13 protein-coding genes are annotated in these 14,397 nt (G+C 63.9%); 8 read left to right on the plus strand and 5 right to left on the minus strand.

Going from position 1 to position 14,397, the window contains the following annotated elements:
* Nucleotides 1-15 precede the first annotated feature (15 nt).
* The 8 genes from EFQ99_RS21245 (at nt 16) to EFQ99_RS21280 (ending at nt 8,810) form a co-directional block, all read left to right on the plus strand.
* The gene (locus EFQ99_RS21245; protein ID WP_281024254.1) at nt 16-1,890 is read left to right on the plus strand and encodes a sensor histidine kinase; all 1,875 of its coding nucleotides are present in this window, start codon (nt 16-18) and stop codon (nt 1,888-1,890) included.
* Entirely contained in the window at nt 1,887-3,221 is a 1,335-nt protein-coding gene (locus EFQ99_RS21250) for a sigma-54-dependent transcriptional regulator (RefSeq protein WP_126923181.1), read from the plus strand. The genes EFQ99_RS21245 and EFQ99_RS21250 overlap by 4 nt, the downstream gene beginning before the upstream one ends.
* A gap of 104 nt (nt 3,222-3,325) precedes the next feature.
* The gene (locus EFQ99_RS21255; protein WP_126923221.1) at nt 3,326-3,649 is read left to right on the plus strand and encodes an ArsR/SmtB family transcription factor; all 324 of its coding nucleotides are present in this window, start codon (nt 3,326-3,328) and stop codon (nt 3,647-3,649) included.
* A gap of 48 nt (nt 3,650-3,697) precedes the next feature.
* A complete protein-coding gene (locus tag EFQ99_RS21260) occupies nt 3,698-4,147 on the plus strand; it encodes an SRPBCC family protein (protein ID WP_126923182.1) in 450 nt (149 codons plus the stop codon).
* Between the two features lie 205 nt (nt 4,148-4,352).
* Complete coding sequence (locus EFQ99_RS21265; RefSeq protein ID WP_126923183.1) at nt 4,353-5,336, plus strand: tripartite tricarboxylate transporter substrate-binding protein; 984 nt, start codon at nt 4,353-4,355, stop codon at nt 5,334-5,336.
* Between the two features lie 222 nt (nt 5,337-5,558).
* Nucleotides 5,559-6,020 carry a tripartite tricarboxylate transporter TctB family protein gene (locus tag EFQ99_RS21270; RefSeq protein ID WP_126923184.1) on the plus strand — a complete coding sequence of 154 codons (462 nt, stop codon included), beginning with the start codon at nt 5,559-5,561 and terminating at the stop codon, nt 6,018-6,020.
* Between the two features lie 9 nt (nt 6,021-6,029).
* Nucleotides 6,030-7,535: a tripartite tricarboxylate transporter permease gene (locus tag EFQ99_RS21275; protein ID WP_126923222.1), complete on the plus strand. Its 1,506-nt coding sequence runs from the start codon at nt 6,030-6,032 to the stop codon at nt 7,533-7,535.
* A 105-nt stretch (nt 7,536-7,640) separates the two neighbouring features.
* Nucleotides 7,641-8,810, plus strand: a complete 1,170-nt coding sequence (locus tag EFQ99_RS21280) for a M20 aminoacylase family protein (RefSeq protein WP_126923185.1) — start codon at nt 7,641-7,643, stop codon at nt 8,808-8,810.
* Between the two features lie 212 nt (nt 8,811-9,022).
* Here the strand turns inward: EFQ99_RS21280 and EFQ99_RS21285 are convergent, their stop codons facing one another.
* Genes EFQ99_RS21285 through EFQ99_RS21305 form a run of 5 tightly spaced genes read right to left on the minus strand, consistent with a single transcriptional unit; the run spans nt 9,023 to nt 14,353 of the window.
* Nucleotides 9,023-10,810, minus strand: coding sequence for an adenine deaminase (locus tag EFQ99_RS21285; protein ID WP_126923186.1), 1,788 nt, complete (start codon nt 10,808-10,810; stop codon nt 9,023-9,025).
* Nucleotides 10,807-11,727, minus strand: coding sequence for a nucleoside hydrolase (locus EFQ99_RS21290; RefSeq protein ID WP_126923187.1), 921 nt, complete (start codon nt 11,725-11,727; stop codon nt 10,807-10,809). Before EFQ99_RS21290 ends, EFQ99_RS21285 begins: the two co-directional genes overlap by 4 nt.
* A gap of 4 nt (nt 11,728-11,731) precedes the next feature.
* Entirely contained in the window at nt 11,732-12,757 is a 1,026-nt protein-coding gene (locus tag EFQ99_RS21295; RefSeq protein ID WP_126923188.1) for an ABC transporter ATP-binding protein, read from the minus strand.
* Complete coding sequence (locus EFQ99_RS21300; RefSeq protein WP_126923189.1) at nt 12,750-13,529, minus strand: ABC transporter permease; 780 nt, start codon at nt 13,527-13,529, stop codon at nt 12,750-12,752. Before EFQ99_RS21300 ends, EFQ99_RS21295 begins: the two co-directional genes overlap by 8 nt.
* Entirely contained in the window at nt 13,526-14,353 is an 828-nt protein-coding gene (locus tag EFQ99_RS21305; RefSeq protein ID WP_126923190.1) for an ABC transporter permease, read from the minus strand. Before EFQ99_RS21305 ends, EFQ99_RS21300 begins: the two co-directional genes overlap by 4 nt.
* Nucleotides 14,354-14,397: the final 44 nt, after the last annotated feature.

Genomic DNA, 14,397 nt, shown 5'->3' on the forward strand with positions numbered 1-14,397 from the left:
TCGGGCTCGTCGGGCATGCCTTGCTGGGGAGTGGAGGCAGAAAGGGAGGAGCCGGATCTGTCTTCGAGATATCGTGGGATAGCGGCGCTGCTGGCGGTGCCGCTCGTCATCTTCGCCTTCTTCACCTTTGGAAGCGCGGTTGCGACGCGCGCCTATATGGAAGAGGCTTCGGCGCAGGCGGGAACGACGCTGCGCCTTGCCGTTTCGGCCCTCAGCGGCCACCTCAACCGCTACGAGGCGCTGCCGGCGCTGATCGCCGATCACGACGATATTCAGGAACTGGTCAGCGCGCCCGACGACATGGCGCTGCGCGATACGGCCAATCTTTATCTCAAGGCCATCAACGGGCTTCTGAAATCCTCCGATATCTATGTGGTGAAGCCGGATGGAGAAACGATCGCGGCGAGCAATTATGATGGACCGGGCAGTTTCGTCGGGCAGAACTTCAACTACCGGCCCTATTTCCAGGAGGCGATCGAAGGACGGCAGGCCCGCTTTTACGCGCTCGGCACCACCTCGCTGAAGCGCGGCTATTATTTCTCGGCTCCGATCCGGGTGGGCGCGGATATTCGCGGCGTCATCGTCTTCAAAGTCGATATCGACATGATCGAATCCTCCTGGAGCGGCGGAGAATACAAGATCTTCGTCTCCGATCCGGAAGGCATCATCTTCATGTCCGGCAACCCGGAATGGCTCTACGGCGCCATTCTGCCGCTGACGGCCGATCGCATTGCCCGCACGGAAGCTTCGCGGCGCTATGCCAATGCCAAACTGACGTCACTGCCCGTGACCCGACACCGCTTCGAGCAGCACGACCTGATGACGCTCGCAAGCGACCGGAGCGCGAGCGAATATCTGGTGCTGTCGCACTACATGCCGGCCGAGGACTGGACGGTGAATGTGCTGATGGAAACGAGCTCCATCCGGACCCAGGCGCGTACGGCGCTTGCGGCCGTCTTTCTCATCCTCTGCATCGCCGCACTTACGGTCGCCGTCCTTCGCCAGCGGCGGGCGCGGCTTACCGAGCGCATGCAGATGCAGGCCGAGGCGCGCAACGAGCTGGAGCGGCGAGTGGAGGAGCGCACGGCCGATCTTGCCCGCGTCAACAGCCGCATCGGAGAGGAGATCGCCGAGCGGCGGCTGACCGAGCAGCAGCTTCGCCAGACCCAGGCCGATCTCATCCAGGCGGGCAAGCTTGCCGGGCTCGGGCAGATGTCGGCTGCGCTTTCGCATGAGTTCAACCAGCCGCTCGCCGCCGCCAAGACCTATACGGACAGTGCCTCGGTGCTGATCGATCGCGGCCGGATGGAGGAGGCGCGGGACAACATCACGCGCATCGGCGGGCTGATCGACCGCATGGCCTCGATCAGCCGGCACCTGCGCAACTTCGCCCGCAAGCCGAACGAGAAGCTCGGACCGGTTGCCCTCGATGAGGCGATGCGCGACACGCTGGAGATCATCGCCTGGCGGCTGAAGGCGGCAGACGCCGAGCTGCGGCTCGATCTCGGCATGCGGCCGCCGGTCGTGCGCGCCGGCTCGGTGCGTCTGCAGCAAGTGCTGGTGAATGTGATCTCCAATGCCGCCGATGCGGTGGAAGGTCTGGATGACAGGCGCATCGAGGTTTGCGCTGTCGAGGAGGCCGGCAAGGTGGTGCTGACGGTGCGCGACCACGGACCGGGTGTGCCGGCGGCAATTGCCGAGCGCATCTTCGATCCCTTTTTCACCACCAAGGGCGTCGGCAAGGGGCTGGGTCTTGGGCTTTCGATTTCCTACAACATCGTCAAGGATTTCGGCGGCAGCCTTACTGCTGCCAACCACCCCGAGGGAGGCGCGGTGTTCCGCATCGAGCTGCAATCGGCTGCAGGGCTGATGCCGGAGGCGGCGGAATGAACGATGCCAAGATCCTGCTTGTTGACGACGAGGAGGAACTGCGCCGTTCAACGGCGCAGGCGCTGGAGCTTTCGGGCTTCAGCATCGAGACCTTTGCGAGCGGTGACCATGTGCTGGAACTGATCGGCTACAGCTTTCCCGGCGTGGTCGTCAGCGATATCCGCATGCCGGGGATGGACGGTATGACGCTGATGCAGAAGATCCGCGAGATCGATCAGGAGGTGCCGGTCATCCTCGTCACCGGTCATGGCGACGTGCAGCTTGCCGTGAAGGCGATGCGCGAGGGCGCCTATGATTTCATCGAGAAGCCGTTCACCCCGGAGATGCTCGCCGGCGTCATCCGCCGGGCGATGGAGCGGCGCGGCCTCGTGCTCGAAAATCGGCTGCTGAAGGCAGTCGCCGGCAAGCGCGACGATATCGAGGCGCGGCTGCCGGGGCGCACGCAGGTGATGGTGGATCTGCGCTACCGTATCCGCGCGATTGGTGCCAGCGATGCCGATACGCTCATCGTCGGAGAGACCGGGGCGGGCAAGGAGGTGGTGGCGCGGGCGCTGCATGATATCAGCGCGCGGGCGAGCCGGCCGTTCATCGCGATCAATTGCGCGGCGCTCCCGGCGAACCTGATCGAGAGCGAGCTCTTCGGCCATGAGGCCGGCGCCTTTCCCGGCGCGGTCCGGCCGCGCTACGGAAAATTCGAACACGGGCGCGGCGGCACCATCCTGCTCGACGAGATCGGTTCCATGCCCTTCGACCTGCAGGCGAAATTCCTTAGGGTGCTGCAGGAGCGGGTGATAACAAGACTCGGATCGAACGAGGTTGTGGCGCTCGACGTGCGCTTCATCGCGACGAGCAAGGTGGATCTCGAGGCGGAAGTGGCGGCGGGTCGGTTCCGCGCCGATCTTCTCTATAGGCTGAACGTCGCGACGCTGCACGTGCCATCGCTGTCGCAACGGCGGGCGGATATTCCGTTGCTTTTCCTCCAGCTGGTCCGGGAAGCAGCCGCCCGCTACGGCCGCGACGAGGCGGCCGTGCCGCCGGGGGTGATCTCCGACATTGCCCAGCGCGACTGGCCCGGTAATGTCAGGGAGCTGAGAAACGCCGCCGACCGCCTAGTCCTCGGCCTCGACAATGGCGGGCGGCAGGCCGAGGAGGCGACCGGGCTTGCCGAGCGTGTCGCTGAATTCGAGCGAGGCGTTATTGCCAGCGCGCTGGTTGCGCATGGCGGCAGCCTCAGGCCGGTCTACGAGTCGCTCGGTATTTCCCGGAAGACCCTCTACGAAAAAATGCAGAAATACGGCCTCGACAAGCGGATGCTCATCACTGAGAGCTAGCGTCTCTTGGGGATGCTTTCCCAACGGCATTTGTGACTTGACATGCAACCGTTTGGTTGCCTATAAGGGGTGCAACAGGCAACCAAATGGTTCCGTATATAGACATGGATGATGATGCGGTTTTCCGGGCTTTGGCGGATGCGAGCCGTCGGCAGATGCTGGACCGGCTGCATGCGAGGAACGGCCAGACACTGGGCGAACTCTGCCAGGGGCTCGCCATGACGCGCCAGGCGGTGGCGAAGCATGTTGCGATCCTGGAGGAGGCCAATCTGGTTTCATCTGAGCGCCAGGGCCGGGAGAAGCTGCATTTCATCAATCCGGTGCCGATCAACGCGATCGCGCAGCGCTGGATCAGCAAGTTCGAGCGGCAGCACCTGAATGCGCTGGCCGACCTGAAGGAGACCCTCGAAGCCAAGGGCCGCAACTGACGGCCCTGCCATCGGGAGTACTGACACTTGGCCAAAAGGAGCATCAACATGGCTGGCAGTACATATAACTATGTCACCTTTATCCGCACGACACCGGAGCAGCTCTGGGCGGCGTTGACGACAGCCGAATTCATGAAGAAGTTCTGGCTCGGCGCCCATTTCGAAACCGAATGGAGGGCAGGCGCTGCCTGGAAGCTTCTGTTCGAGGACGGATCGGTTGCCGATACCGGCGAAATCCTGGAATGCGATCCGCCGAAACGGCTCGTTCTGAAGTGGCGCAACGAGTTCATGCCGGAGCTGAAGGCGGAGGGCTATTCTCGATGCGTGATGGAGATCGAGCCGGTGACTGAGACAGCCACCAAGCTGACGGTCGTCCATTCCATCGAAGTCGAGAATTCCAAGCTCATCAACGCCGTTTCCGGCGGCTGGCCGCGCATTCTCTCCAACCTCAAATCGCTGATCGAGACCGGCGAGGTGGTGCTGCCACCCAAAAAGTAGGGCTGTCGTCTCGATGCGATGGGTGGATTTCCACCCATCGCATCCGCTGTTTGTTTCCAAATCGACCCATGCTGCATCGCACGCCCGCAGAATCGTCTTTCGAAAGAGGCGGTGACGATTGCGGGTCGATTTTTCCCGGCGGCAAATAAGTCATCCCCGGCATGGAGGTGTCGGCGGGCTTGCTTGTTTCATCAGGGAGGAAACGATGAAAATTCTGAAGGCCATGCTCGGCCTGACCGCGGCTGCCGCGGTCTCGCTTCTCGCCGGCGTCGCTTCGGCGCAGACCTATCCCGAGCGCACCATCACCATGGTCGTGCCTTTTGCCGCGGGTGGTCCGACCGATACCGTCGCGCGCCTCGTCGCCGAATCGATGTCCAAGGATCTCGGCCAGCAGATCGTTGTCGAAAATGTCGGCGGCGCCGGCGGCACGCTCGGCGCCGGCCGCGTGGCGAGCGCCGATCCCGACGGCTACACCATCCTGCTGCACCATATCGGCATGGCGACCAGCGCCACGCTCTACCGCAAGCTCGCCTATGACACGCTCGGCGCCTTCGACTATGTCGGCCTCGTCACCGAGGTACCGATGACGATCGTCGCCCGCAAGGATTTCGAGCCGGCCGACCTCAAGGGGCTGATAGATTATGTCAAGGCCAACAAGGACAAAGTGACGGTCGCCAATGCCGGCATCGGCGCAGCCTCGCATCTCTGCGGCATGATGTTCATGAGCGCCATCCAGACGCCGCTGACGACCGTTCCTTATAAGGGTACCGGCCCTGCCATGACTGATCTGCTCGGCGGCCAGGTCGATATCATGTGCGACCAGACCACCAATACGACGAAACAGATCCAGGGCGGTACGATCAAGGCCTATGCCGTGACCTCGCCCAAGCGCCTCGATGTCATGAAGGACATTCCGACGGCTGTCGAAGCCGGTCTGCCGGGCTTCGAAGTCGGCATCTGGCACGGCATCTACACGCCGAAGGGCACACCGGCTGCGATCAACGAACGCCTGTCGAAGTCGCTGCAGGTGGCGCTGAAGGACCAGAACGTCGCCGCCCGCTTCGCCGAGCTCGGCACGGCGCCGTCCTCCGACGCTGATGCGACGCCCGCTGCGCTGAAGGCCAAGCTGGAAAGCGAGATCGCCCGTTGGAAGCCGGTGATCGAAGCTGCCGGGGAATATGCCGACTAATCGTGAGGGGGTGCCAGGAGCCCCTCACCCTACCCTCTCCCCGCTGAGGAGAGGGAATGTGCCATGCGATACGCCTCCAATTGCAGCAATGTCGCCGCTCGCGAACTGACGGGAAGGCGGTACCGCTAGTTCCCTTCTCCCCAGCAGGGAGAAGGTGCCCGGCAGGGCGGATGAGGGGGCGCCACGGTACGACATCAACCATCTCCAACACCAGGAGACACCATGAAATCCATCAGTATCGATAGCACCAATGCGATCTGCGGCGCGCTTTTCGTCGCGACCGGCGCCTTCTTCGCCTTTCAGTCGCTCGGGCTCGACCTCGGCACGGCATTGCGCATGGGCCCCGGCTATTTCCCGTTCATCCTTGCCTGCGCGCTCGTGCTGCTCGGCGCGATCATCTTTATTCAGGCGCTGCGCGTGGAGGGCGAGCCGGTCGACCCCTTCGCCTGGCGCGGCATGCTCTTCATCCTGCCGGCTCCCGTCTTCTTCGGTTTGACGGTACGCGGGCTGGGCTTTGCGCCGGCGCTGTTCGTCACCGCCTTCATCGCCTGTTTCGCATCACGCAAGATGAACGTGTTCTTCGCGGTCGTGCTGTCGCTGCTGCTGACGATCTTTTCGGTCGCCGTCTTCAGCTATGGGCTCGGGCTGCCATTCGAGCGCTTCGGCCCCTGGGTCCGGTTCTAGGAGGCGATGATGGATCTTTTCAGCAATCTCGCGCTCGGCTTTGCGACAGCCGGCACACCGGAAAACCTGTTCTTCTGTCTGATCGGCGTCCTGCTCGGCACGCTGATCGGCGTGCTGCCCGGTATCGGCGCCACGGCGACGATCGCCATGCTGCTGCCGATCACCTTCCAATTGGAGCCCGTCTCCTCGCTGATCATGCTCGCCGGCATCTATTACGGCGCGCAATACGGCGGCTCGACCACCGCCATCCTGATCAACATGCCGGGCGAATCCTCGTCCGCCGTCACCGCCATCGACGGCTATCAGATGGCGCGCAAGGGCAGGGCGGGGGCAGCGCTTGCGATCGCGGCTCTCGGCTCGTTCTTTGCCGGCACGGTCTCGACCTTTCTCGTGGCGATCTTCGCGCCGCCGCTGACCGCAATCGCGCTGCAATTCGGCTCGGCCGAATATTTCTCGCTGATGATCGTCGGCCTCGTCTCCTCGATCGCGCTGGCCCACGGCTCGGTCGTCAAGGCCCTGGCGATGGTGGCGCTCGGACTGCTGCTCGGCCTCGTCGGCACCGATATCTATACCGGCACGCCGCGCTTCACGCTCGGCATCCGCGAATATGCCGACGGGCTGAATTTCGTGGCGCTCGCCGTCGGCGTCTTCGGGGTGGCCGAAATCCTGCGCAACCTCGAGGGCGAATCGACACGCACCGTGCTGATGGCCAAGGTTTCCGGACTTTTGCCTTCGCGCCAGGAATTCAAGGAGATGATTGCACCGATCATTCGTGGCACGGCGATCGGTTCGGCGCTCGGCATCCTGCCGGGCGGTGGGGCGATCCTTGCCTCCTTCGCCTCCTACACGGTGGAAAAGCGCATGTCGAAGACGCCGAAGGAATTCGGCAAGGGCGCAGTTGCCGGCGTCGCCGGGCCGGAATCCGCCAACAATGCCGGGGCGCAGACCTCGTTCATTCCGCTGCTGACGCTCGGCATTCCGGCAAATCCCGTCATGGCGCTGATGATCGGCGCGATGATCATCCAGGGCATCGTGCCGGGACCGAACGTCGCCACCGAGCAACCGGCGCTGTTCTGGGGCATCATCGCTTCGATGTGGATCGGCAACCTGATGCTCGTCATCCTCAACCTGCCGCTGATCGGGCTTTGGGTGAAGCTCTTGACCGTGCCTTACTACGTGCTCTTCCCCATCATCATGGCCTTCTGCTCGATCGGGGTCTACAGCGTCAACGCCAACGTCTACGACCTCTATGCCGTCGCCTTCTTCGGCCTCATCGGCTATGTGCTGGCAAAGCTTCGCTGCGAGCCGGCGCCGCTGCTGCTCGGCTTCGTGCTCGGACCGTTGCTCGAGGAGAACTTGCGGCGGGCGATGATCCTGTCGCGCGGCGATCCCACCACCTTCGTGACGCGGCCGATCAGCGCCACGCTTCTGGCCATCGCGCTTGCTGTCCTCATCGTCGTCTTCCTGCCGAGCGTCAGGAAGAAGCGCGAGGAGGTATTCGTCGAAGAGGCTTGAGGGTTGAACTCGCAGTCTGTTTGATGAACAAGGAATGATCTCAGCGGGCGCCGTTCGGGCGCGCATTTCGCATGAAGGGATATCCATGCCCATGAACATTTCACGATGAGCATTCCTGCCCGGATCAAGGACGATCTGCCCTTTCTCACGGCCCTGCGCCGCGACCTGCACGCTCATCCCGAACTCGGCTTCGAAGAGGAGCGCACCGCCGGTATCGTCGCGAGGCTTCTCGAGGAGGCCGATATCACGGTGCATCGTGGCCTCGGCGGCACCGGCATCGTTGGCACGCTGCAGGTTGGCAACGGCACGCGCAGGATCGGGCTGCGCGCCGACATGGATGCGCTCGCCATGCCTGAAATGGCGGAGCGGCCCTATAAATCGACCATCCCCGGTAAGATGCATGCCTGCGGCCATGACGGCCATACCGCAATGCTGATCGGCGCGGCGCGGCATCTGGCGGCGACGCGGAATTTTTCCGGGAGGGTGCATTTCATCTTCCAGCCGGCGGAAGAGGGCCGCGGCGGGGCGAAGCGCATGGTGGAGGAGGGGCTGTTTCAGCTCTTCCCTTGTGATGCCGTCTACGGGCTGCACAACATGCCGGGCCTGTCGGTTGACGAAATCGCCGTGGTCGAGGGGCCGCAGCTCGCCTCCTCCGATAGCTGGAGGATCACCTTTCGTGGAACTGGAACGCATGGTGCCAAGCCGCATCTTGGCCGCGACCCGATCACGGCGGCTGGTACCTTCCTATCATCGCTGCAAACGATCGTCGGGCGCGTGGTGGATCCGCTGCAGCCGGCCGTCGTCAGCGCTTGCTCATTGCAGGCCGGCGATCCCAAGGCACTGAACGTCATTCCCGATAAAGCCGAGATCGGCGGGACGGCGCGGGCCTATTCGCCTGAGGTGCGTGACCAGCTGGAAAAGGAGATCGGCCGGTTGGCGCATGGTACTGCGGCCATGTATGGGATCGCGGTGGACTATGCATTCGAGCGGCGAATTCCACCTGTCGTCAATGACGGGGACGCGACGGCGCGGGCACTTGCTGCCGCGGCGACAATCTTCGGTGAGAAGGCGCGGACAAGCTTTCCGCCGTCCACCGCCGGAGACGATTTCGCTTTCTTCGCTGAGAATGCACCGGGCTGTTATGTCTGGCTCGGGAATGGGCCGGCGGTCGATGGAGCGCTACATCACAACACGGCCTACGACTTCAACGATGCGGCGCTTGGATACGGGGCCGCTTATTGGGTGGCGTTGGTGGAGCAGGAGTTGGAAGGGTAAGCTTGGCGGTTGCAGCCCCCTCATCCGCCTGCCGGCACCTTCTCCCGCTGGGGAGATGAGATTCGCGGCGGCGTTTCTTCCGTTTGCGCTGGCACTTGAGAGTGCCGCCGGCGGTGCGTTTTTCCTTCTTCTCCCCGGCGGGGAGAAGGTGCCGGCAGGCGGATGAGGGGGCTGCACGGCACGCGCCCGCGATCCGATCTGTGCGTCCCGGCTTACAAAGCTTCCAGCACCGGACTCTCCAGCACCGTGCCCGTCACAACATCGGCAATGCCCCGATCCGTCTGGTGTGGACCCACATTGCAGGCGAGCGTTGCGCCGAAGCAGGCCTTGAAGACAAGATAGGGCGGCTTCCATTTGACGATCTTGTCCATGGCCTTGCGGATATCGGCGAAGGCTGAGGCGGTGTCTTTCAACGGCGCGTCGGTGACCAAGCCGGATAGCGGTAGCGGCAGGATCGCCTCGATCCCGCCGTCTTTGGCAACCGCCATGCCGCCCCCTGCCGCGATAACGGCGTTGGCGGCGAGCGCCATGTCGCGTGTATTGCCGCCGAAGACGGTGAGGTTGTGGCTGTCATGCGAGACGGTGGTGCAGAAGGCGCCGCGCCATTCGCCCCAGCCGGTGAGGAAGCCGATGCGCGGGACGCCATCGGCCTTGCCGTGGCGGTGGGCGACGGCGATCATGGTGCTGCCGGCCGGCGGCACGACGAAGCCGTCCCTGACTTCCGTTTCGGCTTCGCCCCATTGCGTGAAACGCGGGCGGTCGATGGTGGCGACGCGGACACGCTCGCCCTTGGCGGGGATGCGGAAATCACTCTCGGCCAGTGGCGGCAGCTTCACGGAATTGACGAGCGGCGCAGTATCGAGCGGCTGGATGGCCGCCTCGATGCTGCCGTCGCGGGTGACAATGCGGCCGCCTGATATGACGAGCCGTGCCCGGAATTCCGTGAGATCCTCGAAGAGAACGAGATCGGCGCGGCGGCCGGCGGCGACGAGGCCGAGATCGGAGCGCTTCAGCCGCTGTGCGGCGTTGAAGGTTGCGGCCCGCAACGCCCATTCCGGTTTCATGCCGTAGCGTACCAGGCGCCTGATGACGTCATCGAGACCGCCGCTCTCATACAGTTCATCGGGGAAGACGTCGTCGGTGCAGAGTGTCACGGTCGCCGGCAGGTGGCCGAGGCCGTTCAGCACATCGACGAACTCCTTCAGCAGATGGTCGTGAGAACCGCGCAGCTCGATGGTCAGACCAGCGGCAAGTTTGCTAAGGAGGTCGGCGCCTGACGTGAGTTCGTGGTCGGAGGTGACGCCCGCTGCCATAAAGGCATTGAGATCGGTGCTTTCGAGACCGCGGGCATGGCCGCAGACGAGCTTGCCCGAGGCAAGGCCAGCATTGACGATGGCGCTCATGCGCGGATCGCCGTCGATGACGCCGCGCATGTTCATGACTTCGGCAACGCCGCCGACGGCGGAAGAGCGCAACATCTCGACGACGACGGAGGCATCAAAATCGGCGCCCGCCAGTTCCAGACCCGGCGCCGACGGTACACAGGAAGGGGCGAGCAGGATCATGCGCAACGGCAGGGACCGCGCCGCCTCGATCGCCCAGCGCATGCCGTCGAGCCCATGGACGTTGCCGAATTCATGCGGGTCCCAGACGACCGTGGTGACGCCACGCGGCAAGACGGCGCTCGCATATTCGGCGGGCGTCACCATCGAGCTTTCGACATGCATGTGCGTGTCGATCAGACCCGGCGTCACGATGGCGCCGGTCGCATCGATGATCTCGACGGCGTCGGTCCGGCTTTCCGAGGCATGGACGCTTGCGATGAGCGCGCCGACGATGCCGATATCAGCCTTCCGGATCAGGCCGGTCACCGAATCGAGCAGGCGTCCGCCGGTAATGAGCATGTCGAAGGGCGCATCGCCGCGGGCGGCTGCGACCGCGCGGGCGCGCAAGCCGGGATCGTTGAGATCGGCGGGTTCCTGACGAGGAATGGCGTTCATTTGCGGGCCTCGCTGATCAGGGCTGTGAGAATGATGGCACGCGCCTTGTCGGCATCGATGTCGGCGGCAAATTGTGCGTTGAAGCTGGCGTGCGTGGCGCGGGTCTCGACGACGGTGCGACCACGGGTCAGCGTGCCCTGCAGCTCGACGTCGATGCGTGCGGGGCGGAAGCTCACGATATCGGGGGCGACGAAGGCGACCGCGGCGGTGGGATCGTAGACCGCCATGCCAGGGCGGCCGCGGCTGGTGCCGATACTGACATAACCTGCGAACATATCGGCGATCAATTCGGCATTGGCGCCGCCGGCGTTCCGCACCGGCTCGACATCCTCCGGCTTTGCCAGCACCTTGCGGCAGAGGTCGAGTTCGACCATGCGCAACGGCAGGCCATGGGCGATGACGATCGCGAGGGCCTCTGGATCGGCGAGCGCGTTGAATTCGGCAGAGGCGGTATGGTTGCCCGATGTGACGCCGCCGCCCATCCAGACGAGTTCGGTAATGCGGGCAGCAAGATCCGGGCGGGCGAGCTCTACGGCGGCGATATTGGTGAGCGGACCGAGCGCCAGGATGCGGGGCTGGCTCTGGTTTTCCAGCCAGTTGCAAAGTGCTGCGAAGGCATCGCTTTCGGCAAGGGCCGGCGCCTTCGGCAGGCTCTTGTCCGTTGTCGGGATGCCGGTTTTGCCGAGGATCGCCTGGGCGGTTTCGAGCTTGCCGAGAACGGGCGTGGCGCGGCCGGTATGGATCGGAAATGTCCAGCCGAAGGCACTGGCGGCGCCGGCGGCGTTCATTCTCACCTGCGCCAGCGGCGCATTGCCGAAGACCAGCGAGATGCCGTCGATCTCATATTCCGACTGCGCCACCACCAGAATGGCGGCGATGTCGTCGAAGCCCATGTCGGTATCGATCCAGACGCCCATGATGTCACCCGAAGCGCTTGAGGTTGGCCGCGCCATCGACCGGCAGGTCGAAAGCGAGGGGACTTCCGATTTCGTGCGGCGGCAGGCTCGCGTCGATCTCGGCCTTGATGGCCCCAAGCGGCGTATCGAGAAGATATTCGCGAGTGTTGCCGGCAAAAGACGTGCCGCGCACCATGCCTTGGAAGGGACCGGCGCCGAGGACCACCGCTCGCGGACGCCAGGCCAGGCCCGCCGAGGCTTGCGGCAGCGCACCGGAAAGTGTGATCGGGCCATTCGGCGTCATAAGCTTTCCATCCTTCAGCGCGAAGACATTCTCGAAGCCGACGAAATCGGCGACGAAGGCGGAGACGGGATTGTTGTAGATCTCCTCGGGCGTGCCGATCTGCTCGATGCCGCCGTTCAGCATCACGACGATGCGGTCGGCGAGCGCCAGGGCCTCCACCTGGTCGTGGGTGACAAAGATCATCGTCACGCCGGTTTCCTTCTGGACGCGCTGCAATTCGGCGCGCATTTCCAGCCGCAGACGGGCGTCGAGATTGGAGAGCGGCTCGTCAAGCAGCAGCACCTTCGGCTCCATGACCATGGAGCGGGCAAGCGCCACGCGCTGCTGCTGGCCCCCGGAAAGCTCGGCGGGTTTGCGGCTGGCGAAGGTGGAGAGGCCGACGGATTTCAGGCCGGCGCCAACGCGTGAGTCGAGATCTGCGCCCGAGATGCCCTTGAGGCGCAGGCCGAAGGCGACGTTCTCGTAGACCGTCAGATGCGGAAAGAGCGCGTAGGACTGGAAGACCAGGCCGACGGCGCGTTTGTTGGCGGAGACGCGGGTGATATCGGCGCCGTCGAGACCTATGCGGCCGGCAGCCGGCGTCAGCAGGCCGGCGATGGCGCGCATCGTCGTCGTCTTGCCGCACCCGGAGGGGCCGAGAAGCGCAACGAGTTCGCCTTTGCCGATCGCAAGGTCGAGGTCCCTCACCGCGACCGTATCGCCATAGGCAAGCGTCAGCTTGTCGAGTTGAAGATAGGCATCAGACATAACGCGAGAATCCCAGGAAGCGTTCGGCGAGGAAGACGATGCCGATCGAGAGGAAGGCGAGAAGGGCGGAAAGTGCCGCGATGGAAGGATCGTAGGTGGTTTCCATGTAACCCAGCATGTCGATCGGCAGCGTTCGCACTCCCGGGCCGGAGAGGAAGAGCGAGACCGGCACCTGGTTGAAGCTGGTGACGAAGCCGAGAATGAAGGCGGCAAGAATGCCGCCGCGGATATTCGGCATCACCACGCGAAAGAAGGCGCCTAGCCGGGAGGAGCCGAGCAGGACGGCTGCTTCCTCGATATCGGAGCGCAAATTGTCGAGGCTCGCCGAAACGACCCGCACGGCATAGGGCAGCACGAGGGCCGCATGGGCGAAGAAGAGCGCGAGCGTGATATTGAAGCCGAAAGGCACGACGAGATAACGCAGCAGTGCCAGGCCGACGATGATGCCGGGGACGATGATCGGGAGCGAGACGATCGTGCGGACGGTCTCGGCTGCGGGCAGCCGATAACGCGACAGGGCATAGGCGGCGGGGATGCCGAGGAGGAGGGCTGCGAGCGTTCCGAAAACGGCGAGGAACATCGACATGGCGAAGCTGTCGCGGAAGCTTTCGACGCTGAAGACCTTCATCACCCAGCGCAGCGACAGGCCCTGCGGCGGGAAGGCCAGCGTATCGCCCGCCGAGAGCGAGGCGGCGATGATGATCAGAAACGGACCGATCAGGAAGATCAGCAACAGGAAGAGGACGACGGGCGAGAAGAGGCGGGCGGTCATCGGCGGCTCCGCGCCGTCGCAACGCGTTTCAAGAGGATGTTGGCGGCAAAGCTCATGACGATCAGGATGAAGGCGATGACGCTTGCCGAGACGAAATTATTGGCGACGGACACCTGCTGGTACATCAGCGTTTCCAGCATCAGCACCTTGGAGCCGCCAAGGATGGCAGGGGTGATGTAGGCGGTCAGCGAACCGGTGAAGACGAGCGTGCCGCCGACGACGAGACCTTCTCTCGTCAGCGGCAGGACGACTTTCCAGAAGACCTGGAACCAGTTGGCGCCGAGCACGCGAGCAGCGGGGATCGCATCCCTAGGCATGTTTTCGAGCGCGCTGATCAGCGACAGGATCATCAGCGGCAGGAAGAGCTGCAAAAGGCCGATGAAGACGGCTGTTTCTGTGAACAGCAGGCGCAGCGGTTCGGCGCTCAGACCGAGGCCCGTGATCGCCTGGTTGACGATGCCGGTGCGGCCGAGAATGACGATCCAGGCATAGGTGCGCGCCACCGGCGAGATCATCAGCGGCAGGGTGACGAGGCCGATCATGCGGCCCTTGCCCTTCGGCGGCAGGTTGACGATGGCAAAGGCTGCGGCATAACCGATGACCGCAGAGACGGCGGTGACTTCGAGGCCGAGCCGGAAGGAGCGCAGGAAAACGGTGCGGTTCAGCGTCTCGGAAAAGAAACCGGCATAGGCCGACAGCGTCCAGGCGCCGCCGGCGCGAAAGCCCTCCGACAGCAGGATTGCGACGGGCAGCAGAAAGACCAGCGTCGCGAAGACGGCTGCCGGCAGGGCAAGCGCCAGGGCTTCTGCGCGGTTCTGAAACATGAGACGCCTTTTCAGGAGAGGAGGGCGGTCCCGACAGGCGCCGG

Source organism: Rhizobium vallis (assembly GCF_003985155.1).
GTDB lineage: Bacteria > Pseudomonadota > Alphaproteobacteria > Rhizobiales > Rhizobiaceae > Rhizobium > Rhizobium vallis.

Bases quoted from the DNA above. Each gene is read 5' to 3' on its own strand.
- EFQ99_RS21255 (WP_126923221.1), top strand. From the start codon at position 3,326: ATGGATGATGATGCGGTTTTCCGGGCTTTGGCGGATGCGAGCCGTCGG.
- EFQ99_RS21305 (WP_126923190.1), bottom strand. From the start codon at position 14,353: ATGTTTCAGAACCGCGCAGAAGCCCTGGCGCTTGCCCTGCCGGCAGCC.
- EFQ99_RS21260 (WP_126923182.1), top strand. From the start codon at position 3,698: ATGGCTGGCAGTACATATAACTATGTCACCTTTATCCGCACGACACCG.
- EFQ99_RS21270 (WP_126923184.1), top strand. From the start codon at position 5,559: ATGAAATCCATCAGTATCGATAGCACCAATGCGATCTGCGGCGCGCTT.
- EFQ99_RS21245 (WP_281024254.1), top strand. From the start codon at position 16: ATGCCTTGCTGGGGAGTGGAGGCAGAAAGGGAGGAGCCGGATCTGTCT.
- EFQ99_RS21295 (WP_126923188.1), bottom strand. From the start codon at position 12,757: ATGTCTGATGCCTATCTTCAACTCGACAAGCTGACGCTTGCCTATGGC.
- EFQ99_RS21280 (WP_126923185.1), top strand. From the start codon at position 7,641: ATGAGCATTCCTGCCCGGATCAAGGACGATCTGCCCTTTCTCACGGCC.
- EFQ99_RS21275 (WP_126923222.1), top strand. From the start codon at position 6,030: ATGGATCTTTTCAGCAATCTCGCGCTCGGCTTTGCGACAGCCGGCACA.
- EFQ99_RS21285 (WP_126923186.1), bottom strand. From the start codon at position 10,810: ATGAACGCCATTCCTCGTCAGGAACCCGCCGATCTCAACGATCCCGGC.
- EFQ99_RS21265 (WP_126923183.1), top strand. From the start codon at position 4,353: ATGAAAATTCTGAAGGCCATGCTCGGCCTGACCGCGGCTGCCGCGGTC.
- EFQ99_RS21290 (WP_126923187.1), bottom strand. From the start codon at position 11,727: ATGGGCGTCTGGATCGATACCGACATGGGCTTCGACGACATCGCCGCC.
- EFQ99_RS21300 (WP_126923189.1), bottom strand. From the start codon at position 13,529: ATGACCGCCCGCCTCTTCTCGCCCGTCGTCCTCTTCCTGTTGCTGATC.
- EFQ99_RS21250 (WP_126923181.1), top strand. From the start codon at position 1,887: ATGAACGATGCCAAGATCCTGCTTGTTGACGACGAGGAGGAACTGCGC.